Source organism: Variovorax sp. 278MFTsu5.1, from assembly GCF_048305045.1.
In the GTDB taxonomy this organism is placed as follows: Bacteria; Pseudomonadota; Gammaproteobacteria; order Burkholderiales; family Burkholderiaceae_C; genus Variovorax; species Variovorax guangxiensis.
In genome coordinates this window covers 1,644,852-1,661,105 of record NZ_CP157622.1, presented here as the reverse complement: position 1 = coordinate 1,661,105, position 16,254 = coordinate 1,644,852, and the positions used below count along the sequence as shown (strand labels likewise).

Here is a 16,254-nt window from a genome sequence, read left to right as displayed (position 1 = left end):
TTGCTTCGTCGTGCCTGCGCGTCTTACTTGAACTCGCGCTCGCGCAGCCACTTGGTGGCGACCCACTTTTCGCCCGCGAGCACCGGCGCGCCGCCGTGCAGGGTGCGGGTGACGGGGTCGGGCCGGTCGTAGCTGAAGAACACGCCGCAGCCGCGCGCCGGGGCCACTTCGAGGCCCACATCGGGGAAGGTGGTGGCGCCGCCGCCCTCGGGCTCCTGCAGGTACATCACCAGCGTGGCCACGCGCTGGCCGCCGCGCTTGAGGATGGTGGGCGTCCCGGGCTCGTTGGGGTCGAAGTAGTCGTAGTGCGGGCGGTACTGCGCGCCGGGCGCGTAGCGCAGTATCTGCAGGCCCTCGCCGAATTCGAGCGGCCAGCGCAGCAGCGCGGCGATGCGCTGTTCGACGCGGGCGACGATCTCGTTCTCGCCGCGTTCGAAGAACATGCCGTCGCTGGTGCGGTCGACGTTGAGCACCTCGCCGCCGGTACGCGTCTCGACCGTGAGCGAGCGCGCAAGCCGCACGCGCGCGGCGGCGATCAGCCCTTCGCACTCCTCCGCCGACAGCAGGTTGCCGAAGACCACCACGCGCGGGTGCCGCATGGTCTGCAGCACCTGCACGCGGCGGTCGCCCGCATCGATGTACAGCGGCGCGCCGTCGAGGTCGGGCCCGGGCATCTTCGCCTGCACGGAGGGCAGCGCGACTTCCACGTTCGGGAAGCCGGCTTCGAGCTGGGCCAGCGCCACGTCGGCGGCGGCGTCGTGCCAGCCCGCCGCGCGCATGGAAGCGCGCAGCGCCGGCACCGAATGCCCGGCTGCGAGCTGGGCTACCAGCCACTCGCGCAGTTCCGGACTGATCGCTTGGGACATCTCAATACTCCTGCACGTTGCGGCACCCCCGCAACGCATGAAAAAACCGCCACGCCCCCAATGCCAGGAACACCGCGGAACCGGCTTTGCCGGGCCGCCGGTGTTGCCCCCTGCAAGGGGGTTGGCGCAGCGACACGAAGTGCGCGAAGACTGGGAGTCAGTCCAACCTTCTCCTGAACACCAATCTGTCTGGTTTGGACACATCGGCGTCGAAACCATAACCCTCGAGATCGAACTTTTCCAGTGCCTTGGGCGTGGCCGCCTTGTGCTGCGCGGCCCAGCGCGCCATCAGGCCGCGGGCGCGCTTGGCGAAGAAGCTCACGATCTTGTAGCGGTCGCCCTTCCACTCCTCGAACACGCATTCGACCACACGGGCCTTGAGCACTTTCCGGTCCACCGACTTGAAGTACTCGTTCGATGCGACGTTGATCACCACCGGCGAGCTGTCGGCCGCGAGGCGCTGGTTCAGGTGCTCGGCGATGCGCGAGCCCCAGAAGGCGTAGAGGTCCTTGCCGTGGCGGTTGGCCAGCTGGGTGCCCATCTCGAGGCGATAGGGCTGCAGCAGGTCGAGCGGGCGAAGCAGGCCGTAGAGGCCGCTAAGGATGCAGACGTGGTCCTGCGCCCAGGCCAGCTGGGCCTTGGTGAGGGTGCGGGCGTCGAGGCCGCCGTAGACGTCGCCGTCGAAGGCGAAGGCGGCCTGGCGGGCGTTCTTCGGGCTGCTCTTGCTGGACCAGGCCTCGTAGCGGGCCACGTTCAGGGCCGCGAGCTTGTCCGACAGGCTCATGAGCTCGGAGATCTGCTGGGGCGACTTCTCGCGCAGCAGCTTGATGAGTTCGACCGAAGGGCCGCGGGGCGATTCGAAATGGGGCTGGGTGGCAGGGATTTCGGAGGGGACGGGGGTTTCGTAGTCGAGCGACTTCGCAGGGGAAAGCAGGAACAGCATGCCGGAATTATCAGTGGCGGCCATGACAGGGGCGGCCCCGGTAAAATCGCCGGCTACCTCCCTGTGTCCCCGACGGCCCCCGAAGGGCCGTTCCTGCATTTCCCATGAGCGAACCCACCACCCCTCCCGCCCAGCCTGGTCTGGACAGCCTTTCCAAATCGTTCGAGCCCGCCGCCATCGAGGCGCACTGGGGCCCCGAATGGGAGAAGCGCGGCTACGCCAAGGCCGGCTTCCGAGGCACGCAGCAACCCAAGGAAGGCGCCGAGTCGTTCGCGATCCAGCTGCCGCCACCCAACGTCACGGGCACGCTGCACATGGGCCATGCGTTCAACCAGACGATCATGGACAGCCTCACGCGCTACCACCGCATGAAGGGCGACAACACGCTGTGGGTGCCCGGCACCGACCACGCCGGCATCGCCACGCAGATCGTGGTGGAGCGCCAGCTGCAGGAGCAGAAGGTCAGCCGCCACGACCTGGGCCGCAAGAACTTCGTGGCGCGGGTGTGGGAATGGAAGGAGAAGTCGGGCAACACCATCACCCAGCAGATGCGCCGCATGGGCGACACGGTGGACTGGAGCCGCGAGTACTTCACCATGGACGACGACCTCTCCAAGGTCGTGACCCACACCTTCGTGAAGCTGTACGAAGAAGGCCTGATCTACCGCGGCAAGCGCCTGGGCAACTGGGACCCGGTGCTCAAGACCTCGGTGAGCGACCTCGAAGTCGAGAGCGAAGAGGAAGACGGCTCGCTCTGGCACATTGCCTATCCGCTGGAAGACGGCAGCGGCACGCTGACCGTGGCGACCACCCGGCCCGAAACCATGCTCGGCGACACGGCCGTGATGGTCCACCCCGAGGACGAGCGCTACAAGCATCTCATCGGCCAGCGCGTGAAGCTGCCGCTGGTGGACCGGCTGATCCCGATCATTGCCGACGACTACGTCGACAAGGAGTTCGGCACCGGCGTCGTGAAGGTCACGCCCGCGCACGACTACAACGACTACGCCGTCGGCCAGCGCCACAAGCTGGACATGATCGGCGTGCTCACGCTCGACGCCACCATCAACGACAACGCCCCCGAGAAGTACCGCGGCCTCGACCGCTTCGTGGCGCGCAAGGCCATCGTGGCCGATCTCGACGCGCTGGGCCTGCTGGTCGAGGTGAAGAAGCACAGGCTGATGGTGCCGCGCTGCGCGCGCTCGGGCGCCATCGTCGAGCCGATGCTCACCGACCAGTGGTACGTGGCCATGACGCGCCCCGGCGCGGACGGCCAGTCGATCGCGCAGAAGGCCATCGACGTGGTCAAGTCGGGCGAGGTGCGCTTCGTGCCCGAGAACTGGGTCAACACCTACAACCACTGGATGGAGAACATTCAGGACTGGACCATCTCGCGCCAGCTGTGGTGGGGCCACCAGATTCCCGCCTGGTACGACGAGGAAGGCAACGTGTACGTGGCGGAAGACGAAGCCGCCGCGCAGGCCAAGGCGCCCGGCAGGAAGCTGGTGCGCGACGAGGACGTGCTCGACACCTGGTATTCGTCGGCGCTGGTGCCCTTCTCTTCTCTCGGTTGGCCGGAGAAGACGCAGGACCTCGACCTGTACCTGCCCTCGACCGTGCTGGTGACGGGCTACGACATCATCTTCTTCTGGGTCGCCCGGATGATCATGATGACCAAGCACTTCATCGGCAAGGTGCCGTTCAAGCACGTGTACATCCACGGCCTGGTGCGCGACGCGCAGGGCAAGAAGATGAGCAAGTCCGAAGGCAACGTGCTCGACCCGGTGGACCTGATCGACGGCATCGAACTGCCCGCGCTCCTGGACAAGCGCACGCAGGGCCTGCGCAAGCCCGAGACGGCGCCGGCCGTTCGCAAGAACACGCAAAAAGAGTTTCCGGACGGCATTCCGGCCTTCGGCGCCGACGCGCTGCGCTTCACGTTCGCATCGCTGGCCTCGCTGGGCCGCAGCATCAATTTCGACTCGAAGCGCTGCGAGGGCTATCGCAACTTCTGCAACAAGCTGTGGAACGCCACGCGCTTCGTGCTGATGAACTGCGAGGGCCAGGACTGCGGCCTGCTGGAGCACACCAAGGAAGACTGCAAGGTCGGCGGCAAGGCCCACGGCTACCTGAAGTTCAGCCGTGCCGACTACTGGATCGTGTCGAAGCTGCAGCGCGTGGAGGCCGAGGTGGCCCAGGGCTTCGAGGAATACCGCCTCGACAACGTGGCCACCGCGATCTACCAGTTCGCCTGGGACGAGTTCTGCGACTGGTACCTCGAAATCGCCAAGGTGCAGATCCAGACCGGCGACGACGCTCAGAAGCGCGCCACGCGCCGCACGCTCATCCGCGTGCTCGAGACGCTGCTGCGCCTGGCGCATCCGGTGATTCCTTTCATCACCGAAGAGCTGTGGCAGAAGGTTTCGAAGGTTGCAGGACGTGAGGGCGAGTCGATCATGATCGCCGCGTATCCGAAGAGCCAGCCCGAGAAGATCGACGAGGCGGCCGAAGCATATGTGGCGCGGTTGAAGGCGCTGGTGGATGCGTGCCGGACGCTGCGCGGCGAGATGAACGTGTCGCCCGCCACGCGCCTGCCGCTGTACGCGGTGGCCGACGATGCCGAGGGCGCGGCCTTCCTGCGCGAATCGGCGCCGGTGCTGCAGGCGCTCGCCAAGCTCAAGGAAGTGAAGGTCTTCGACGACGAGGCCTCGTGGTCGGCCGCAGCCGAGGCCGCGCCCGTGGCCGTGGTTGGCGCAGCGCGCCTGTGCCTGCACATGGAAATCGACAAGGCCGCGGAGAAGCTTCGCATCGGCAAGGAAGTGGCGCGCGTCGAAGGCGAGATCGCCAAGGTGCACTCGAAATTGGGTAACGAAGCGTTCGTCGCGAAGGCCCCGCCGGCTGTGATCGAGCAGGAACGTAAACGTCTGACTGACTTCACGGCCACTCTGGAGCGCCTGCGCGACCAGCTTGTACGCCTCGGCTGACAGACTCCGGGTTTCGAAGGCGTTTAGGATGCTTGGAGCGGCTGCGCGCCGTTTCGCATCCTGCCATCCCCCTCTTTGACGAAAGACGCTGAACCGCCCATGTCCACATCCGCGACCCGCATCCGCAAGGCCGTATTTCCCGTTGCAGGCTTCGGCACCCGCTTCCTGCCGGCCACGAAGGCGCAACCCAAGGAAATGCTGCCGGTGGTCGACAAGCCGCTGATCCAGTACGCCGTCGAGGAAGCGTACGCAGCCGGCATCCGCGACATGATCTTTGTGACCGGCCGCAACAAGCGCGCGATCGAAGACCACTACGACACCGCCTACGAACTCGAGAGCCAGCTCGAGGCCAGCGGCAAGACCGCGCTGCTGAACATCGCCCGCTCGGTCATGCCCGACGACATGACCTGCTCGTATGTGCGCCAGCCGCGCATGCTGGGCCTGGGCCACGCGGTGCTGTGCGCCGAGCACCTGGTCGGCAACGAACCCTTCGCCGTGCTGCTGGCGGACGACCTGATGGTCGGCCCCGACGGCGGCCAGCCCGTGCTGGCGCAGATGACCGAAGCCTTCGGCCGCCTCGGCGGCTCGCTGCTGGCGGTGCAGGAAGTTCCGCTCGCGCACGTCAAGCGCTATGGCATCGTGGCCGGCGACAAGGTCGAGGAAGGCCTGGTGAAGGTCAGCCGCATGATCGAGAAGCCGAAGCCCGAAGAGGCTCCCTCGCGCCTGGGCGTGGCCGGCCGCTACATCCTCACGCCGGGCGTGTTCGACGAGATCCGCAACCAGCCCAAGGGCGCGGGCGGCGAGATCCAGCTGACCGACGGCATCGCGGCGCTGATGAAGAAGGAATCGGTCTACGCCTACTCGTACAAGGGCATCCGCTACGACTGCGGCAGCAAGGAAGGCTTCCTGCAGGCGTCGGTGGAACTGGCGCTGGCACACCCCGAAGTGGGCGCGGATTTCCGCGAATACCTCAAGAGCCTGAAGCTGTAATCCGCAGCTTCGAGCACATGCAGGAAGGGCCGCAACCGCGGCCCTTTTTCTTTGTTCCGTCGCCTGCGCCTTGTCAGCGGCGCTTCAGCACATGGATGAAGTCGGTGCCGACGGTTTCCTGCTCCATCAGCTCGTTACCGGTCTGGCGTGCGAAGGCCTGGAAGTCGCGGATCGATCCGGGGTCGGTCGACACCACCTTCAGCAGCTGGCCGCTCGTCATCTCGTTGAGGGACTTCTTCGCCTTGAGGATGGGCAGCGGACAGTTCAGCCCGCGCGTGTCGAGCTCGCGATCAGCTTGCATTGCCAGGCTCCGGGGGCAGGTTGAGGCCGCGGCGGCGCTCCTCGTTCTCGGCGGCGGTGAAGAACACCGGCTCGTGCCCGCGCGTGCGCAGCCAGTCGGCCAGCGCATACCCGGTGCCGGCGGGCCAGCACTTGAGATCGGGCAGATCGTAGAGCCGGTAGTCGACCAGCTCGGGCGAGAGCTTCACCTCGCCATCGGCCACCACGTGATAGGCGATGATGACCTGGTTCATGCGCTGGAAGTCGTAGGCGCCCACGATCTTCGTGGCGCTCACGTCGAGGTTGGTCTCTTCCTTCACCTCGCGCGCGATGCCCTCCTCGGGCGTCTCGCCGGCCTCCATGAAGCCGGTGATGAGCGCGAACATCTTGCCGGGCCACGCGGCATTGCGCGCCAGCAGCACCTGGCCACGGTATTCGACGATGGCCGCGAGCACGGGCGTCGGATTGTTCCAGTGCGTGTGGCCGCAGTTGGGGCAGCGCAGCCGCTCCTTGGGGCCGCCGTCTTCCATCAGTGCGATCCACTCGAGCGGGGTGGCGCAGACCTGGCAGAACTTGGGGTGGGGCATGGGGGGTTCTCAGCCTTCTTGTTGTTGAGCAGTGGCCCCCTCCAGGAACACCGCAGAACCGGCCTTGCCGGGCTGCAGGTGCTGCCCCCGGAGGGGATTGGCGAAGCGACACGAAGTGCGCATAGCCTGGGGGCGGACCTTGTCAGGCGGGGAAGACGCCGGTGGAGAGGTAGCGGTCGCCGCGGTCGCAGACCACGAAGACGATGGTCGCGTTCTCCACCGTCTTCGACACTTCGAGCGCGGCCCACAGCGCGCCCGCGGCAGAGATGCCGCCGAAGATGCCCTCCTCGCGCGCGAGGCGGCGGCACATCTCTTCGGCATCGCTCTGGCTCACGCTGATTTCCTCGTCGACACGGCTGGGATCGAAGATCTTCGGCAAGTACTCGGCGGGCCACTTGCGGATGCCCGGAATGCGCGAGCCTTCGGCCGGCTGCGCGCCGATGATGCGGATGGCAGGGTTCTTCTCTTTCAGGAAGCGCGAGACGCCGGTGATGGTGCCGGTGGTGCCCATCGCGCTCACGAAGTGCGTGACCTTGCCCTTGGTGTCGGCCCAGATCTCGGGGCCGGTGGTCTCGTAGTGGATGCGCGGGTTGTCGGGGTTGGCGAACTGGTCGAGCACGCGGCCCTTGCCCTGGGCCACCATCTGCTCGGCGAGGTCGCGGGCGTATTCCATGCCGCCGCTCTTGGGCGTGAGCACGAGCTCGGCGCCGAAGGCCTTCATGGTCTGCGCACGTTCGACCGAAAGGTCCTCCGGCATGATGAGCACCATGCGGTAGCCCTTGATGGCCGCGGCCATCGCGAGCGCGATGCCGGTGTTGCCGGAGGTGGCTTCGATGAGCGTGTCGCCGGGCTTGATCTCGCCGCGCTCCTCGGCACGCCGGATCATCGAGAGGGCCGGCCGGTCTTTCACCGAACCGGCGGGGTTGTTGCCTTCGAGCTTGCCGAGAATCACGTTGCCGCGCCTGGCGTTTTCTGCTGCATTGATGCGTTGCAGCGCGACCAGAGGGGTCTTGCCGATGGCGTCTTCGATCGTCGGATAGTTCATGCCAGCCACTGTGCCATAATTTTGGGCTTCGTTCAGAACCCTGCCCGGGTGGTGAAATTGGTAGACGCAGGGGACTCAAAATCCCCCGCCGCAAGGCGTGCCGGTTCGATTCCGGCCCCGGGCACCAGGCTTGGCTCTCCCCCAGGCTTCGCGCACTTCGTGTCGCTGCGCCAACCCCCTTCCGGGGGCGACACCGGCGGCCCGGCAAAACTTGGCTCTCCCCCAGGCTTCGCGCACTTCGTGTCGCTGCGCCACCCCCTTCCGGGGGCGACACCGGTGGCCCGGCAAAGCCGGTTCCACGGTGTCCCTGGAATTGGCGCTCCCCTGTCTTATCTCGATTCGGTCTGTTCTTGCAGGCCGGTGTGCACCGTCGGATGCGCCAGCCGCACCCGCAGCTCACGCTTCAGCCTGGAGTTGTCCAGCCGTCGCGATTCACCCATGAAGCTCAGCAGCTGCAGCGGCAGTTGCCGTTCGGCTTCGCCTCGGGCCACTCGGGGCGGGCGGGGCATGCCGTAGATATCGGCGGCGAGGTCGATGTAGTCGCCCATGCGCAGTTCGGTGTCGTCCGCGGCGTGCACCACGCGCTGCGGCTTGCCGCGGTAGAGCGCGGCGATGCAGGCGCGGGCGAGGTCGTCGGCGTGGATGTGGCTGGTGTAGACGTCGTCCTCCTGCCGCAGCACGGGCGTGCCGCGCTGCAGGCGGGCGCGGGGGGTGCCGTTCTCGCGGTCGGGAGCGTAGATGCCCGGGATGCGCAGGATGCTGGCGCGCACGCCGGCGCTGCGGCCGAGCCAGCGCACGGCGCGTTCGGCGTCGACGCGGCGGTGGGAACGTGGGGTGTCGGGCCGCACGGCGCGGGTTTCGTCGATGCGGGCGCCGCCGCAGTCGCCGTAGACGCCGCTGGTGGAGCCGTAGACGAAGGCCGAGGGCAAGGACCGCAGCCGCAGGGCCCGCGCCAGCATGGTGGTGCGCTGGTCGCGCCACCAGGCGGGGCCGCCGTCGCGCGCGGGGGGCGCCAGGTGCAGCACGCGGGTGGCGATGCCGGCGAGCCGGCGCAGGGTGGCCGGATCGTCCAGGTTGCCCACCAGGGGGCGTATTCCGGCGGTGCGCAGGACGCCCACGCGGTCGGCCGATGAAGTGAGCGCCACCAGCTGCATGCGCCCGCGCAGGTCGCGCGCCACGCGCTGGCCGACGTCGCCGCAACCGACGATCAGCAGGCGTTCTCGCCGGAACCGCGCTGGCAGCGCGCCGGAGGGGCTATTGATTGAAGGCAAAATCCTGTTCCCGTCTTCCCAATTCAGTTCCAGCTCCCCCGGCCGCCAGCGGCCCGGAGGGAGCGTTACCCCTCGAAGAATACCGATGACAGCCACAGCGCCGCACGAAGCGGGCTTTTCCATCACCGTCGAGCCCAGCGGGCGCCATTTCACGGTCCAGGGCGACGAAACCATCCTGGCCGCGGGCATCCGCCAGGGAATCGGCCTGCCCTACGGCTGCAAGGACGGCGCCTGCGGCTCGTGCAAGTGCAAGAAGCTCTCGGGCGAAGTCACGCTGGGCCCGCACCAGAGCAAGGCGCTGAGCGCCGAGGAGCAGCTGGCCGGCTACGTGCTCACCTGCTGCGCCCATCCCACGAGCGACGTGGTGCTCGAATCGCGCCAGGTCACCGAGGCCGGAGCGCTGCCGATCCGCAAGATGCCGGTGCGGGTGATGGCCCTCACGCGCCAGTCGCACGACGTGATGCTGGTGCGCCTGCAGCTGCCGGCCGGCGAGCCGCTGCAGTTCTACGCGGGCCAGTACGTCGAATTCATCCTGCGCGACGGCGCGCGCCGCAGCTACTCGATGGCCAACGCGCCGCACACGCTGGCCCAGCCGGGCACGGGCATCGAGCTGCACCTGCGGCACCTGCCCGGCGGCAAGTTCACCGACCATGTGTTCGGCGCAATGAAGGAAAAGGAGATCCTGCGCATCGAAGGCCCCTTCGGCAGCTTCTTCCTGCGCGAGGACTCCGACAAGCCGATGATCCTGCTGGCCTCCGGCACGGGCTTCGCGCCCATCAAGGCGCTGCTGGAGCACATGCAGTTCAAGGGCATCGACCGCGCCGCCACGCTGTACTGGGGCGGCCGCCGGCCCGAAGACCTGTACATGGACGGCTGGCTGCGCGAGCAGATGGCGCAGATGCCCAACCTGCGCTACGTGCCAGTCGTGTCCAACGCCACGCCCGAGGACAACTGGACCGGCCGCACCGGCTTCGTCCACAAGGCCGTGCTCGAAGACTTCGCCGACCTGTCGGGCCATCAGGTGTATGCCTGCGGCGCGCCCATCGTGGTCGACTCGGCCAAGCGCGACTACGTTGCGCTGGCGGGGCTGCCCGAAGAAGAGTTCTACGCCGACGCGTTCACCACCGAGGCGGACAAGGCGCTCCCCTGATTTTTCCGATCCACTGCGATACCCCAAGAACAAGATGAAGACGAGACACTTCCTTTTCACCCTCCTCGCAAGCGCCACCGCCCTCATGAGCACCGGCCAGGCCCTGGCGCAGCAATCGCAGCGCCCCATCCGCCTGATCGTTCCCTACGCGGCGGGCGGGCCGATCGACAACACGGCGCGCATCCTGGCCGAGCGCGTGAAGGACACGCTGGGCACGGTCATCATCGACAACAAGCCCGGCGCGGGCGGCAACATCGGCGCCGACGCGGTGGCGAAGGCGCCGGCCGACGGACTGACGATCGGCATCGCGGCCACCGCCACCAACGCGGTGAACCCGTGGCTCTACAGCAAGATGCCGTTCAACGCCGCGACCGACTTCGCGCCGATCACGCAGATGGTCCGCGTGCCCAACGTGCTGGTGATGAACGCCGACACCGCCAAGCGCCTGAACATCAACAGCGTGGCCGACCTGATCCGCTACGCCAAGGCCAACCCCGCCAAGCTCAACTACGGCAGCGGCGGCAACGGCAGCGCAGGGCACCTCGCGGGCGAGCTGTTCAAGAAAGAGGCCGGTATCTTCGCGCTGCACATTCCGTACAACGGCGGCAACCCGGCGCAACTGGCGCTGATCTCGGGCCAGGTCGACTTCAACTTCGACAACCTCGCCACCGCCGCGCCGAACATCCGCTCGGGCAAGCTGAAAGCGCTCGCTGTGACGACGTTGCAGCGCAGCAGTTCGCTGCCCGAGGTGCCGCCCGTGGCCGACACGCTCAAGGGCTTCTCCATCGACACATGGTGGGGCCTGGTCGCACCGGCCGGCACGCCGCACGATGTGGTCGTGAAGCTCAACCAGGCCTTCGTGGCGGCACTGAATGCGCCCGAAACGAAGACCCGCTTCGCCTCGCTGCTGGCCGAGCCGGTGGGCAGCTCGCCCGAGCAATTCGGCGCCTTCATGAAGAGCGAGCTCGCCAAGTACGAGAAGGTCGTCAAGGCCACCGGCGCGAAGGTGGACTGACGAGGTCCTCGGGCAAGGCCTCCTCGCGGCGCAACGCCACCGAGGAGGCATCGCCCGAATAGCTGCGCAGCCCCGCGAGGTCGAGCACCTCGACACCGCCATGCTCCACGCGCAGCAGGCCGTCGCGCTGCAGGGCGTGCAGCGCGCGGTTGGCGCGCTGCCGCGACACCGCCGACAGCAGGCCGATCTCGTCCTGGCTCAGCCGCACGAAGCGATCGGCACGCGGATACAGGATCGGATCGAACAGGCTCGCAAGGCAGCGCGCCACGCGCGCGTCCGGGCCCAGCAGGCGGTCGAACTCCATGAGCCCGATGAACAGGCTCAGCCGCGCATTGATGTGTAACAACAGAAACCGATTGAATTCGATGTTCGAGGCCAAGAGGCGCTCGAAGCTGTGCTTCGGGATGCAGGCGACGCGGGTGGGCCGCAGCGCCACGCCGTCGTAGCGCCAGGGGCCGGGGGTGAGCAGGGAGCCCTCGCCGCTCCAGCCTCCGGCAGTGACGCCGGTGAAGGTGGAAACGCGGCCGTCAGGCAGCGACACGGACATCTTGAGCAGGCCGTCCATCACGCCGACCCAGTGATCGGCGGGCTCGCCGCGCCGCACGACGAAACCTCCGGCAGGAACGGTGCGCTCATGGGATTCCTGCACGACCCGGTCGAGCTCCTCGCTCGTGAGGGCTCGCGCCCACAGGCTCTCGCGGAGCATGTTCTCCAGCGCGCTCGTCGACATCGTCGGGTCTCCTCCCAGGACACGGCCGGCCCGTCGCGCGAGCCGGTCCATCGCGGGCCGTAAGAAATGTCGTTCCAACGACATCCTCGGCGCGGCCATGATGCCACAGTCGCTCGCGTTCGCCACCACAACAAGGAGACAACGATGAAGCGATCGAACGAGAGGCCGCGCCCCTCGCGCCGGCCGGACGACGACGATTCGCCGGGCCTGCGACGGCGCGAGGTGCTGGGCTATGCGACGGCCGCGCCGCTGCTTTCGGCGACCGCCGGCCTGGGCAGCCTCACCGCATCCTCCCGGGCAGTCGCAGCGCTGCTGCCGATGACGCCGCCCGACACCACCGACCTGATCGACATCGGCGATGCGGTGACCGTGACTTCGCTGCCGACCATGCCCCTCGTGAAGGTGACGAACGCCGAGAACGGCCGCGTGCGGCTCGCGCTGCCGCGGCTGGAGGTGGGCCAGGGCATCGCCACGGCCACCGCGATGATGCTGGCCGACAAGCTGCGCCTGCCGCTGAGCGCGATCGAGGTGACCTCGGCAGACGCCAGCCCCGAGCTGATCTGGAACCAGCTCACCGGCGGTTCGTCGAGCGTGCGCTCGCTGCATGCCGGGATGCCGCTGCTGGGCGGCCTGGGCGGCGTGCTCTCGGGCTCCACGCCATCGGTGGTCGGGCAGCGCGTCACGCGGCTCGACGCGCTCGACATCGTCACCGGGCGCAAGAAGTTCACGCTAGACCAGGCCGTGCCCGGCGCCATGCCGACGATGGTGCGGCGCCCGCCAACCATCAACGGCAAGTTCGTGAGCATCAACAACATGAACACGGTGATGGCCATGCCGGGGGTGATCGGCGTGGTACCGATTCCATCGACCAACGGCATCACGCCGACGCCGCCCGGCGTGGCCGTGATGGCCGAGACCTTCGGGCAGGCATGGGCCGCGGTGAATGCGCTCGACGTGACCTGGGCCGCCGGCCCGATCGACGGCGAGTCGAACGCCACCCTCATGCGCAAGCTGAAGTCGGCGCTGCTTCCGTTCGCGCTGCCGCCGCTGGGTGCGCTGACCGTGGAGGGCGAATTCGAGTTCGCGCCGGTCTCGCACTGCCCGATGGAAGTGGAATGCGCAATTGCCGACGTGCGCCCGGACCGGGCCGAAATCTGGGCCGGGCTGCAGAGCCCCATCGTCACCCAGCAGGCGGTGGCGGCCGAACTCGGCCTGCCATTGAACAAGGTGACCGTGCATGTGGTGCCTTCGGGCGGCTCCTTCGGACGGCGCCTCTTCTGGGACCCGGTGCTGCAGGCGATCCAGGTATCGAAGGCGCTCGGGCGACCCTGCCGCCTGATGTACCACCGCACCGACGACATGCGCCACACGCGCATGCGCCCGCCGATGTTCCACAAGGCGCGCGCGACGATGCTGCTGGGCCAGGTGATCGCCTTCGAGCAGCGCATCGCCGGCGTGCGGCTCGACACGCGCCACGGCTTCGGCAACATGCTGGAGGCCGCGGCCATCGCGCTGCCCAACGCCTTTCCGCAGACGGTGGGCAACTTCGCGATCGAGCAGATCATGTTCAAGACCATGGTCTCCTCGCCCTACAACTTCGGCGTGACGACCAAGCTGCTGACGCCGGTGCCGATCGACATGAACACCTGCTCGTACCGCTCGGTGCACATCCAGCCCTCGCGGCTGGTGGAGGAGATCCTGGTCGACGAGATGGCCAGGGCTGCGGGCAAGGACCCGGTCGCCTTCCGGCTCGAGTACCTGCGCCTGCCGCGCGCCCGCGCGGTGCTCAAGGCGGTGGCCGAGGCGGCGCAGTGGGGCAAGGCGATGCCCGCGGGCTTCGCGCAGGGCGTGGGCGTGCACCAGGAAACGAAGTCGTTCACGGCCTGCATCGTCGAGATCGACGCGCGGGTGCCTTCGGCTGCGAAGGTGGTGCGCGCGACGATCGCGATCGACGTGGGCACGCCCATCAACCCCTCGGGCATCGAGGCGCAGCTGCAGGGGGGCCTGTGCGAATCGATCGCGCTGGTGCTCAGCGCCGGGCTGCACATCCAGAACGGGCTGCCACTGGAAGGCAGCTATTCGCAGTACCACTTCTCGCGCATGAAGAACTACCCGAAGGACGTGAAGGTCATCATCATGCCGCCCAGCGCCGAGGCCATCGGCGGCCTGGGCGAGGTCGGCCTGTCGGCAAGCTCGGGCGCCATCGCCAACGCCTACGCGCGCGCCACCGGCATCAAGCCGCGCAGCTTTCCGCTGAACTTCCCGGTCGACTTCACGCCGATCCCGCCGGGCAAGCTGCCCACGCCCGTCAACGTTCCGATCCCGACCTGAGGAGGCCTCCCATGCCAGTGCAATCTTTCAAGGTGAATGGCCAGAACGTCGACGTCGAGGCGCCCGACGACATGGCCCTGCTCTGGGTGCTGCGCGACAAGCTCGGCATCACCGGGCCGAAGTACGGCTGCGGCATCAACGTGTGCAAGGCTTGCACCTGCCACGTGGATGGCAAGGCGGTCACCACCTGCTCGACGCGGGTGTCCGACGTGCGCGGCCGCCAGGTGACGACCATCGAGGGGCTGGCCAACGGCAACACGCTGCATCCGGTGCAGCAGGCTTGGCTGAACCTCGACGTGCCGCAGTGCGGCTTCTGCCAGCCAGGGCAGATCATGGCCGCGGTGGACCTGCTGCGCCGCACGCGCAACCCGACGGACGCCGACATCGACGCCATCGAGAACGTGTGCCGCTGCGGCACCTACGGCCGCATCCGCGAGGCCATCAAGGCTGCGGCTGCGGCGATGGGATAGGCAGGGGAAAAAAGAGAAAGGGCCTTATTCGCCGAGGTAGGCGGCCCGCACGCGCGGGTCGCTCAGCAGTTCCTTGGCATCGCCGCTCATGGTGATGAGCCCCGACTCCATCACGTAGCCGCGGTCGGCCAGCTGCAGCGCGCGGTTGGCGTTCTGCTCGACCAGCAGGATGGTCACGCCCTGCGAGGCCACGGTCTGCACCACCTCGAAGATCTTGTCGCACATGATGGGCGACAGGCCCATGGTGGGCTCGTCCAGCAGCAGCACCTTGGGGCGCGCCATGAGCGCGCGGCCCATCGCCAGCATCTGCTGCTCGCCGCCCGACATGGTGCCGGCGAGTTGGTCCTTGCGTTCGCGCAGGCGCGGGAAGGTGACGAACACGCGCTCCATGTCGCTCGCGATGCCGGCCTTGTCCTTGCGGATGTAGGCGCCGATCTGCAGGTTCTCGGTGATGGTCATGCGCGTGAACACGCCGCGGCCTTCCGGCACCATCACCAGGCCTTCTTCCACCAGGTCCCATGCGCCGCGGCCCTTGATGCTGCGGCCCAGGAACTCGATGTGGCCGGCACCCGAGGGCAGCGTGCCGGTGATGGCCTTCATGGTGGTGGTCTTGCCGGCGCCGTTGGAGCCGATCAGCGAGACCAGCTCACCCTCGCGCACCTCGAAGTCCACGCCCTTGACGGCCTGGATGCCGCCGTAGCCGACCTTCAGGCCACTGACTTTCAGCAGGGTCTTGCCGGCGGTCCTGGCTTGCGCGGTGCCGGCGGCGGTGTCTTGTTCGCTCATCGTTGCTGTCGTCATCTCAGTGTCCTCCGGTACCGAGGTAGGCCTCGATCACCTTCTCGTTCTTCTGCACCTCCATCGGAGTGCCCTCGGCGATCTGCTTGCCGTAGTCCAGCACGGTCACGCGGTCGCACAGGCCCATGATGAGCTTGACGTCGTGCTCGATGATCAGGATGGTGCGGTTGTCGCGGCGGATGCGGTCGATCAGCTCGCGCAGCGCCACCTTCTCAGTGGAGTTCATGCCAGCGGCCGGCTCGTCGAGCGCGATGAGCTGCGGGTCGGTGGCCAGCGCGCGTGCGATCTCGAGGCGGCGCTGGTCGCCGTACGACAGCGTGCGCGCCTTGTAGTCGGCGAACTTGCCGATGCCCACGTAGTCGAGCAGTTCGTGCGCGCGGTCCGCAATGGCCTTTTCCTCGGCCTTGAAGCCGCCGGTGCGGAACATCGCGCCGAGCACGCCCGAATGGGTACGGATGTGGCGCCCGACCATCACGTTCTCCAGCGCCGTCATTTCGGCGAAGAGTCGGATGTTCTGGAAGGTGCGCGCGATGCCGGCCTTGGCCACTTCGTGCACGGCCGTCGGCTGGTAGGGCTTGCCCGCGAGCTCGAAGGTGCCGCTGTCGGGCGTGTACAGGCCGGTGATCACGTTGAAGAACGTGGTCTTGCCGGCACCGTTGGGGCCGATCAGTCCGTAGACCTGGCCGCGCTTGATGGTGATGCCGACGTCGGACAGGGCCTGCAGCCCGCCGAAGCGCTTGGAGATGCCCCGGACGTCGAGGATGGTGTCAGTCGTCATGTTGATTCTTCCTCGCG

15 protein-coding genes and 1 tRNA gene are annotated in these 16,254 nt (G+C 67.6%); 7 read left to right on the top strand and 9 right to left on the bottom strand.

Annotated features, from left to right (window positions below; all coding sequences use genetic code 11):
* Nucleotides 1–23: 23 nt before the first annotated feature.
* Together ABL844_RS07315 and yaaA are read right to left on the bottom strand one after the other, a co-directional pair.
* On the bottom strand, nucleotides 24–866 hold the full coding sequence (locus ABL844_RS07315; RefSeq protein WP_418119438.1) for a 2OG-Fe(II) oxygenase: 843 nt from the start codon (nucleotides 864–866) through the stop codon (nucleotides 24–26).
* 157 nt (nucleotides 867–1,023) lie between these two features.
* Complete coding sequence (gene yaaA, locus ABL844_RS07310; protein ID WP_418124884.1) at nucleotides 1,024–1,809, bottom strand: peroxide stress protein YaaA; 786 nt, start codon at nucleotides 1,807–1,809, stop codon at nucleotides 1,024–1,026.
* A gap of 104 nt (nucleotides 1,810–1,913) precedes the next feature.
* Here yaaA and ABL844_RS07305 point away from each other — a divergent pair, with 104 nt between their 5' ends.
* Both ABL844_RS07305 and galU read left to right on the top strand, forming a co-directional pair.
* Nucleotides 1,914–4,793, top strand: coding sequence for a valine--tRNA ligase (locus ABL844_RS07305; protein WP_418130879.1), 2,880 nt, complete (start codon nucleotides 1,914–1,916; stop codon nucleotides 4,791–4,793).
* A gap of 99 nt (nucleotides 4,794–4,892) precedes the next feature.
* Entirely contained in the window at nucleotides 4,893–5,783 is an 891-nt protein-coding gene (gene galU, locus ABL844_RS07300) for a UTP--glucose-1-phosphate uridylyltransferase GalU (RefSeq protein ID WP_418130878.1), read from the top strand.
* A gap of 73 nt (nucleotides 5,784–5,856) precedes the next feature.
* Here the strand turns inward: galU and ABL844_RS07295 are convergent, their stop codons facing one another.
* The 3 genes from ABL844_RS07295 to cysM all read right to left on the bottom strand — a co-directional run bounded on the left by ABL844_RS07295 (nucleotide 5,857) and on the right by cysM (nucleotide 7,694).
* On the bottom strand, nucleotides 5,857–6,084 hold the full coding sequence (locus tag ABL844_RS07295; protein ID WP_106937528.1) for a sulfurtransferase TusA family protein: 228 nt from the start codon (nucleotides 6,082–6,084) through the stop codon (nucleotides 5,857–5,859).
* The gene (locus ABL844_RS07290; protein WP_019654253.1) at nucleotides 6,074–6,649 is read right to left on the bottom strand and encodes an NUDIX domain-containing protein; all 576 of its coding nucleotides are present in this window, start codon (nucleotides 6,647–6,649) and stop codon (nucleotides 6,074–6,076) included. Before ABL844_RS07290 ends, ABL844_RS07295 begins: the two co-directional genes overlap by 11 nt.
* A gap of 142 nt (nucleotides 6,650–6,791) precedes the next feature.
* Nucleotides 6,792–7,694 (bottom strand): cysteine synthase CysM, encoded by a 903-nt coding sequence (gene cysM / locus ABL844_RS07285; RefSeq protein ID WP_126023198.1) that lies wholly within the window; start codon nucleotides 7,692–7,694, stop codon nucleotides 6,792–6,794.
* Nucleotides 7,695–7,736: 42 nt separating this feature from the next.
* On the opposite strand from cysM, the gene ABL844_RS07280 reads away from it, so the two are divergent.
* Nucleotides 7,737–7,821: transfer RNA gene (locus tag ABL844_RS07280), tRNA-Leu, on the top strand.
* Nucleotides 7,822–8,023: 202 nt separating this feature from the next.
* Here the strand turns inward: ABL844_RS07280 and ABL844_RS07275 are convergent.
* Nucleotides 8,024–8,965, bottom strand: coding sequence for an NAD-dependent epimerase/dehydratase family protein (locus ABL844_RS07275; protein ID WP_418130877.1), 942 nt, complete (start codon nucleotides 8,963–8,965; stop codon nucleotides 8,024–8,026).
* Nucleotides 8,966–9,050: 85 nt separating this feature from the next.
* Here ABL844_RS07275 and ABL844_RS07270 point away from each other — a divergent pair, with 85 nt between their 5' ends.
* Complete coding sequence (locus tag ABL844_RS07270) at nucleotides 9,051–10,115, top strand: CDP-6-deoxy-delta-3,4-glucoseen reductase (protein ID WP_126023140.1); 1,065 nt, start codon at nucleotides 9,051–9,053, stop codon at nucleotides 10,113–10,115.
* A gap of 34 nt (nucleotides 10,116–10,149) precedes the next feature.
* Nucleotides 10,150–11,130 carry a Bug family tripartite tricarboxylate transporter substrate binding protein gene (locus tag ABL844_RS07265; protein WP_418130876.1) on the top strand — a complete coding sequence of 327 codons (981 nt, stop codon included), beginning with the start codon at nucleotides 10,150–10,152 and terminating at the stop codon, nucleotides 11,128–11,130.
* Here the strand turns inward: ABL844_RS07265 and ABL844_RS07260 are convergent.
* Nucleotides 11,102–11,860, bottom strand: coding sequence for a Crp/Fnr family transcriptional regulator (locus ABL844_RS07260; RefSeq protein WP_126023138.1), 759 nt, complete (start codon nucleotides 11,858–11,860; stop codon nucleotides 11,102–11,104). The genes ABL844_RS07265 and ABL844_RS07260 overlap by 29 nt on opposite strands.
* Before the next feature lie 144 nt (nucleotides 11,861–12,004).
* Between ABL844_RS07260 and ABL844_RS07255 the strand changes: the two genes are divergently transcribed.
* The gene (locus ABL844_RS07255) at nucleotides 12,005–14,191 is read left to right on the top strand and encodes a molybdopterin cofactor-binding domain-containing protein (protein WP_418130875.1); all 2,187 of its coding nucleotides are present in this window, start codon (nucleotides 12,005–12,007) and stop codon (nucleotides 14,189–14,191) included.
* 11 nt (nucleotides 14,192–14,202) lie between these two features.
* Complete coding sequence (locus tag ABL844_RS07250; protein WP_184635311.1) at nucleotides 14,203–14,661, top strand: (2Fe-2S)-binding protein; 459 nt, start codon at nucleotides 14,203–14,205, stop codon at nucleotides 14,659–14,661.
* A gap of 24 nt (nucleotides 14,662–14,685) precedes the next feature.
* Here the strand turns inward: ABL844_RS07250 and ABL844_RS07245 are convergent, their stop codons facing one another.
* Nucleotides 14,686–15,447: an ABC transporter ATP-binding protein gene (locus tag ABL844_RS07245; protein WP_369662473.1), complete on the bottom strand. Its 762-nt coding sequence runs from the start codon at nucleotides 15,445–15,447 to the stop codon at nucleotides 14,686–14,688.
* A 16-nt stretch (nucleotides 15,448–15,463) separates the two neighbouring features.
* Entirely contained in the window at nucleotides 15,464–16,237 is a 774-nt protein-coding gene (locus ABL844_RS07240) for an ABC transporter ATP-binding protein (protein ID WP_126023135.1), read from the bottom strand.
* Nucleotides 16,238–16,254 lie beyond the last annotated feature (17 nt).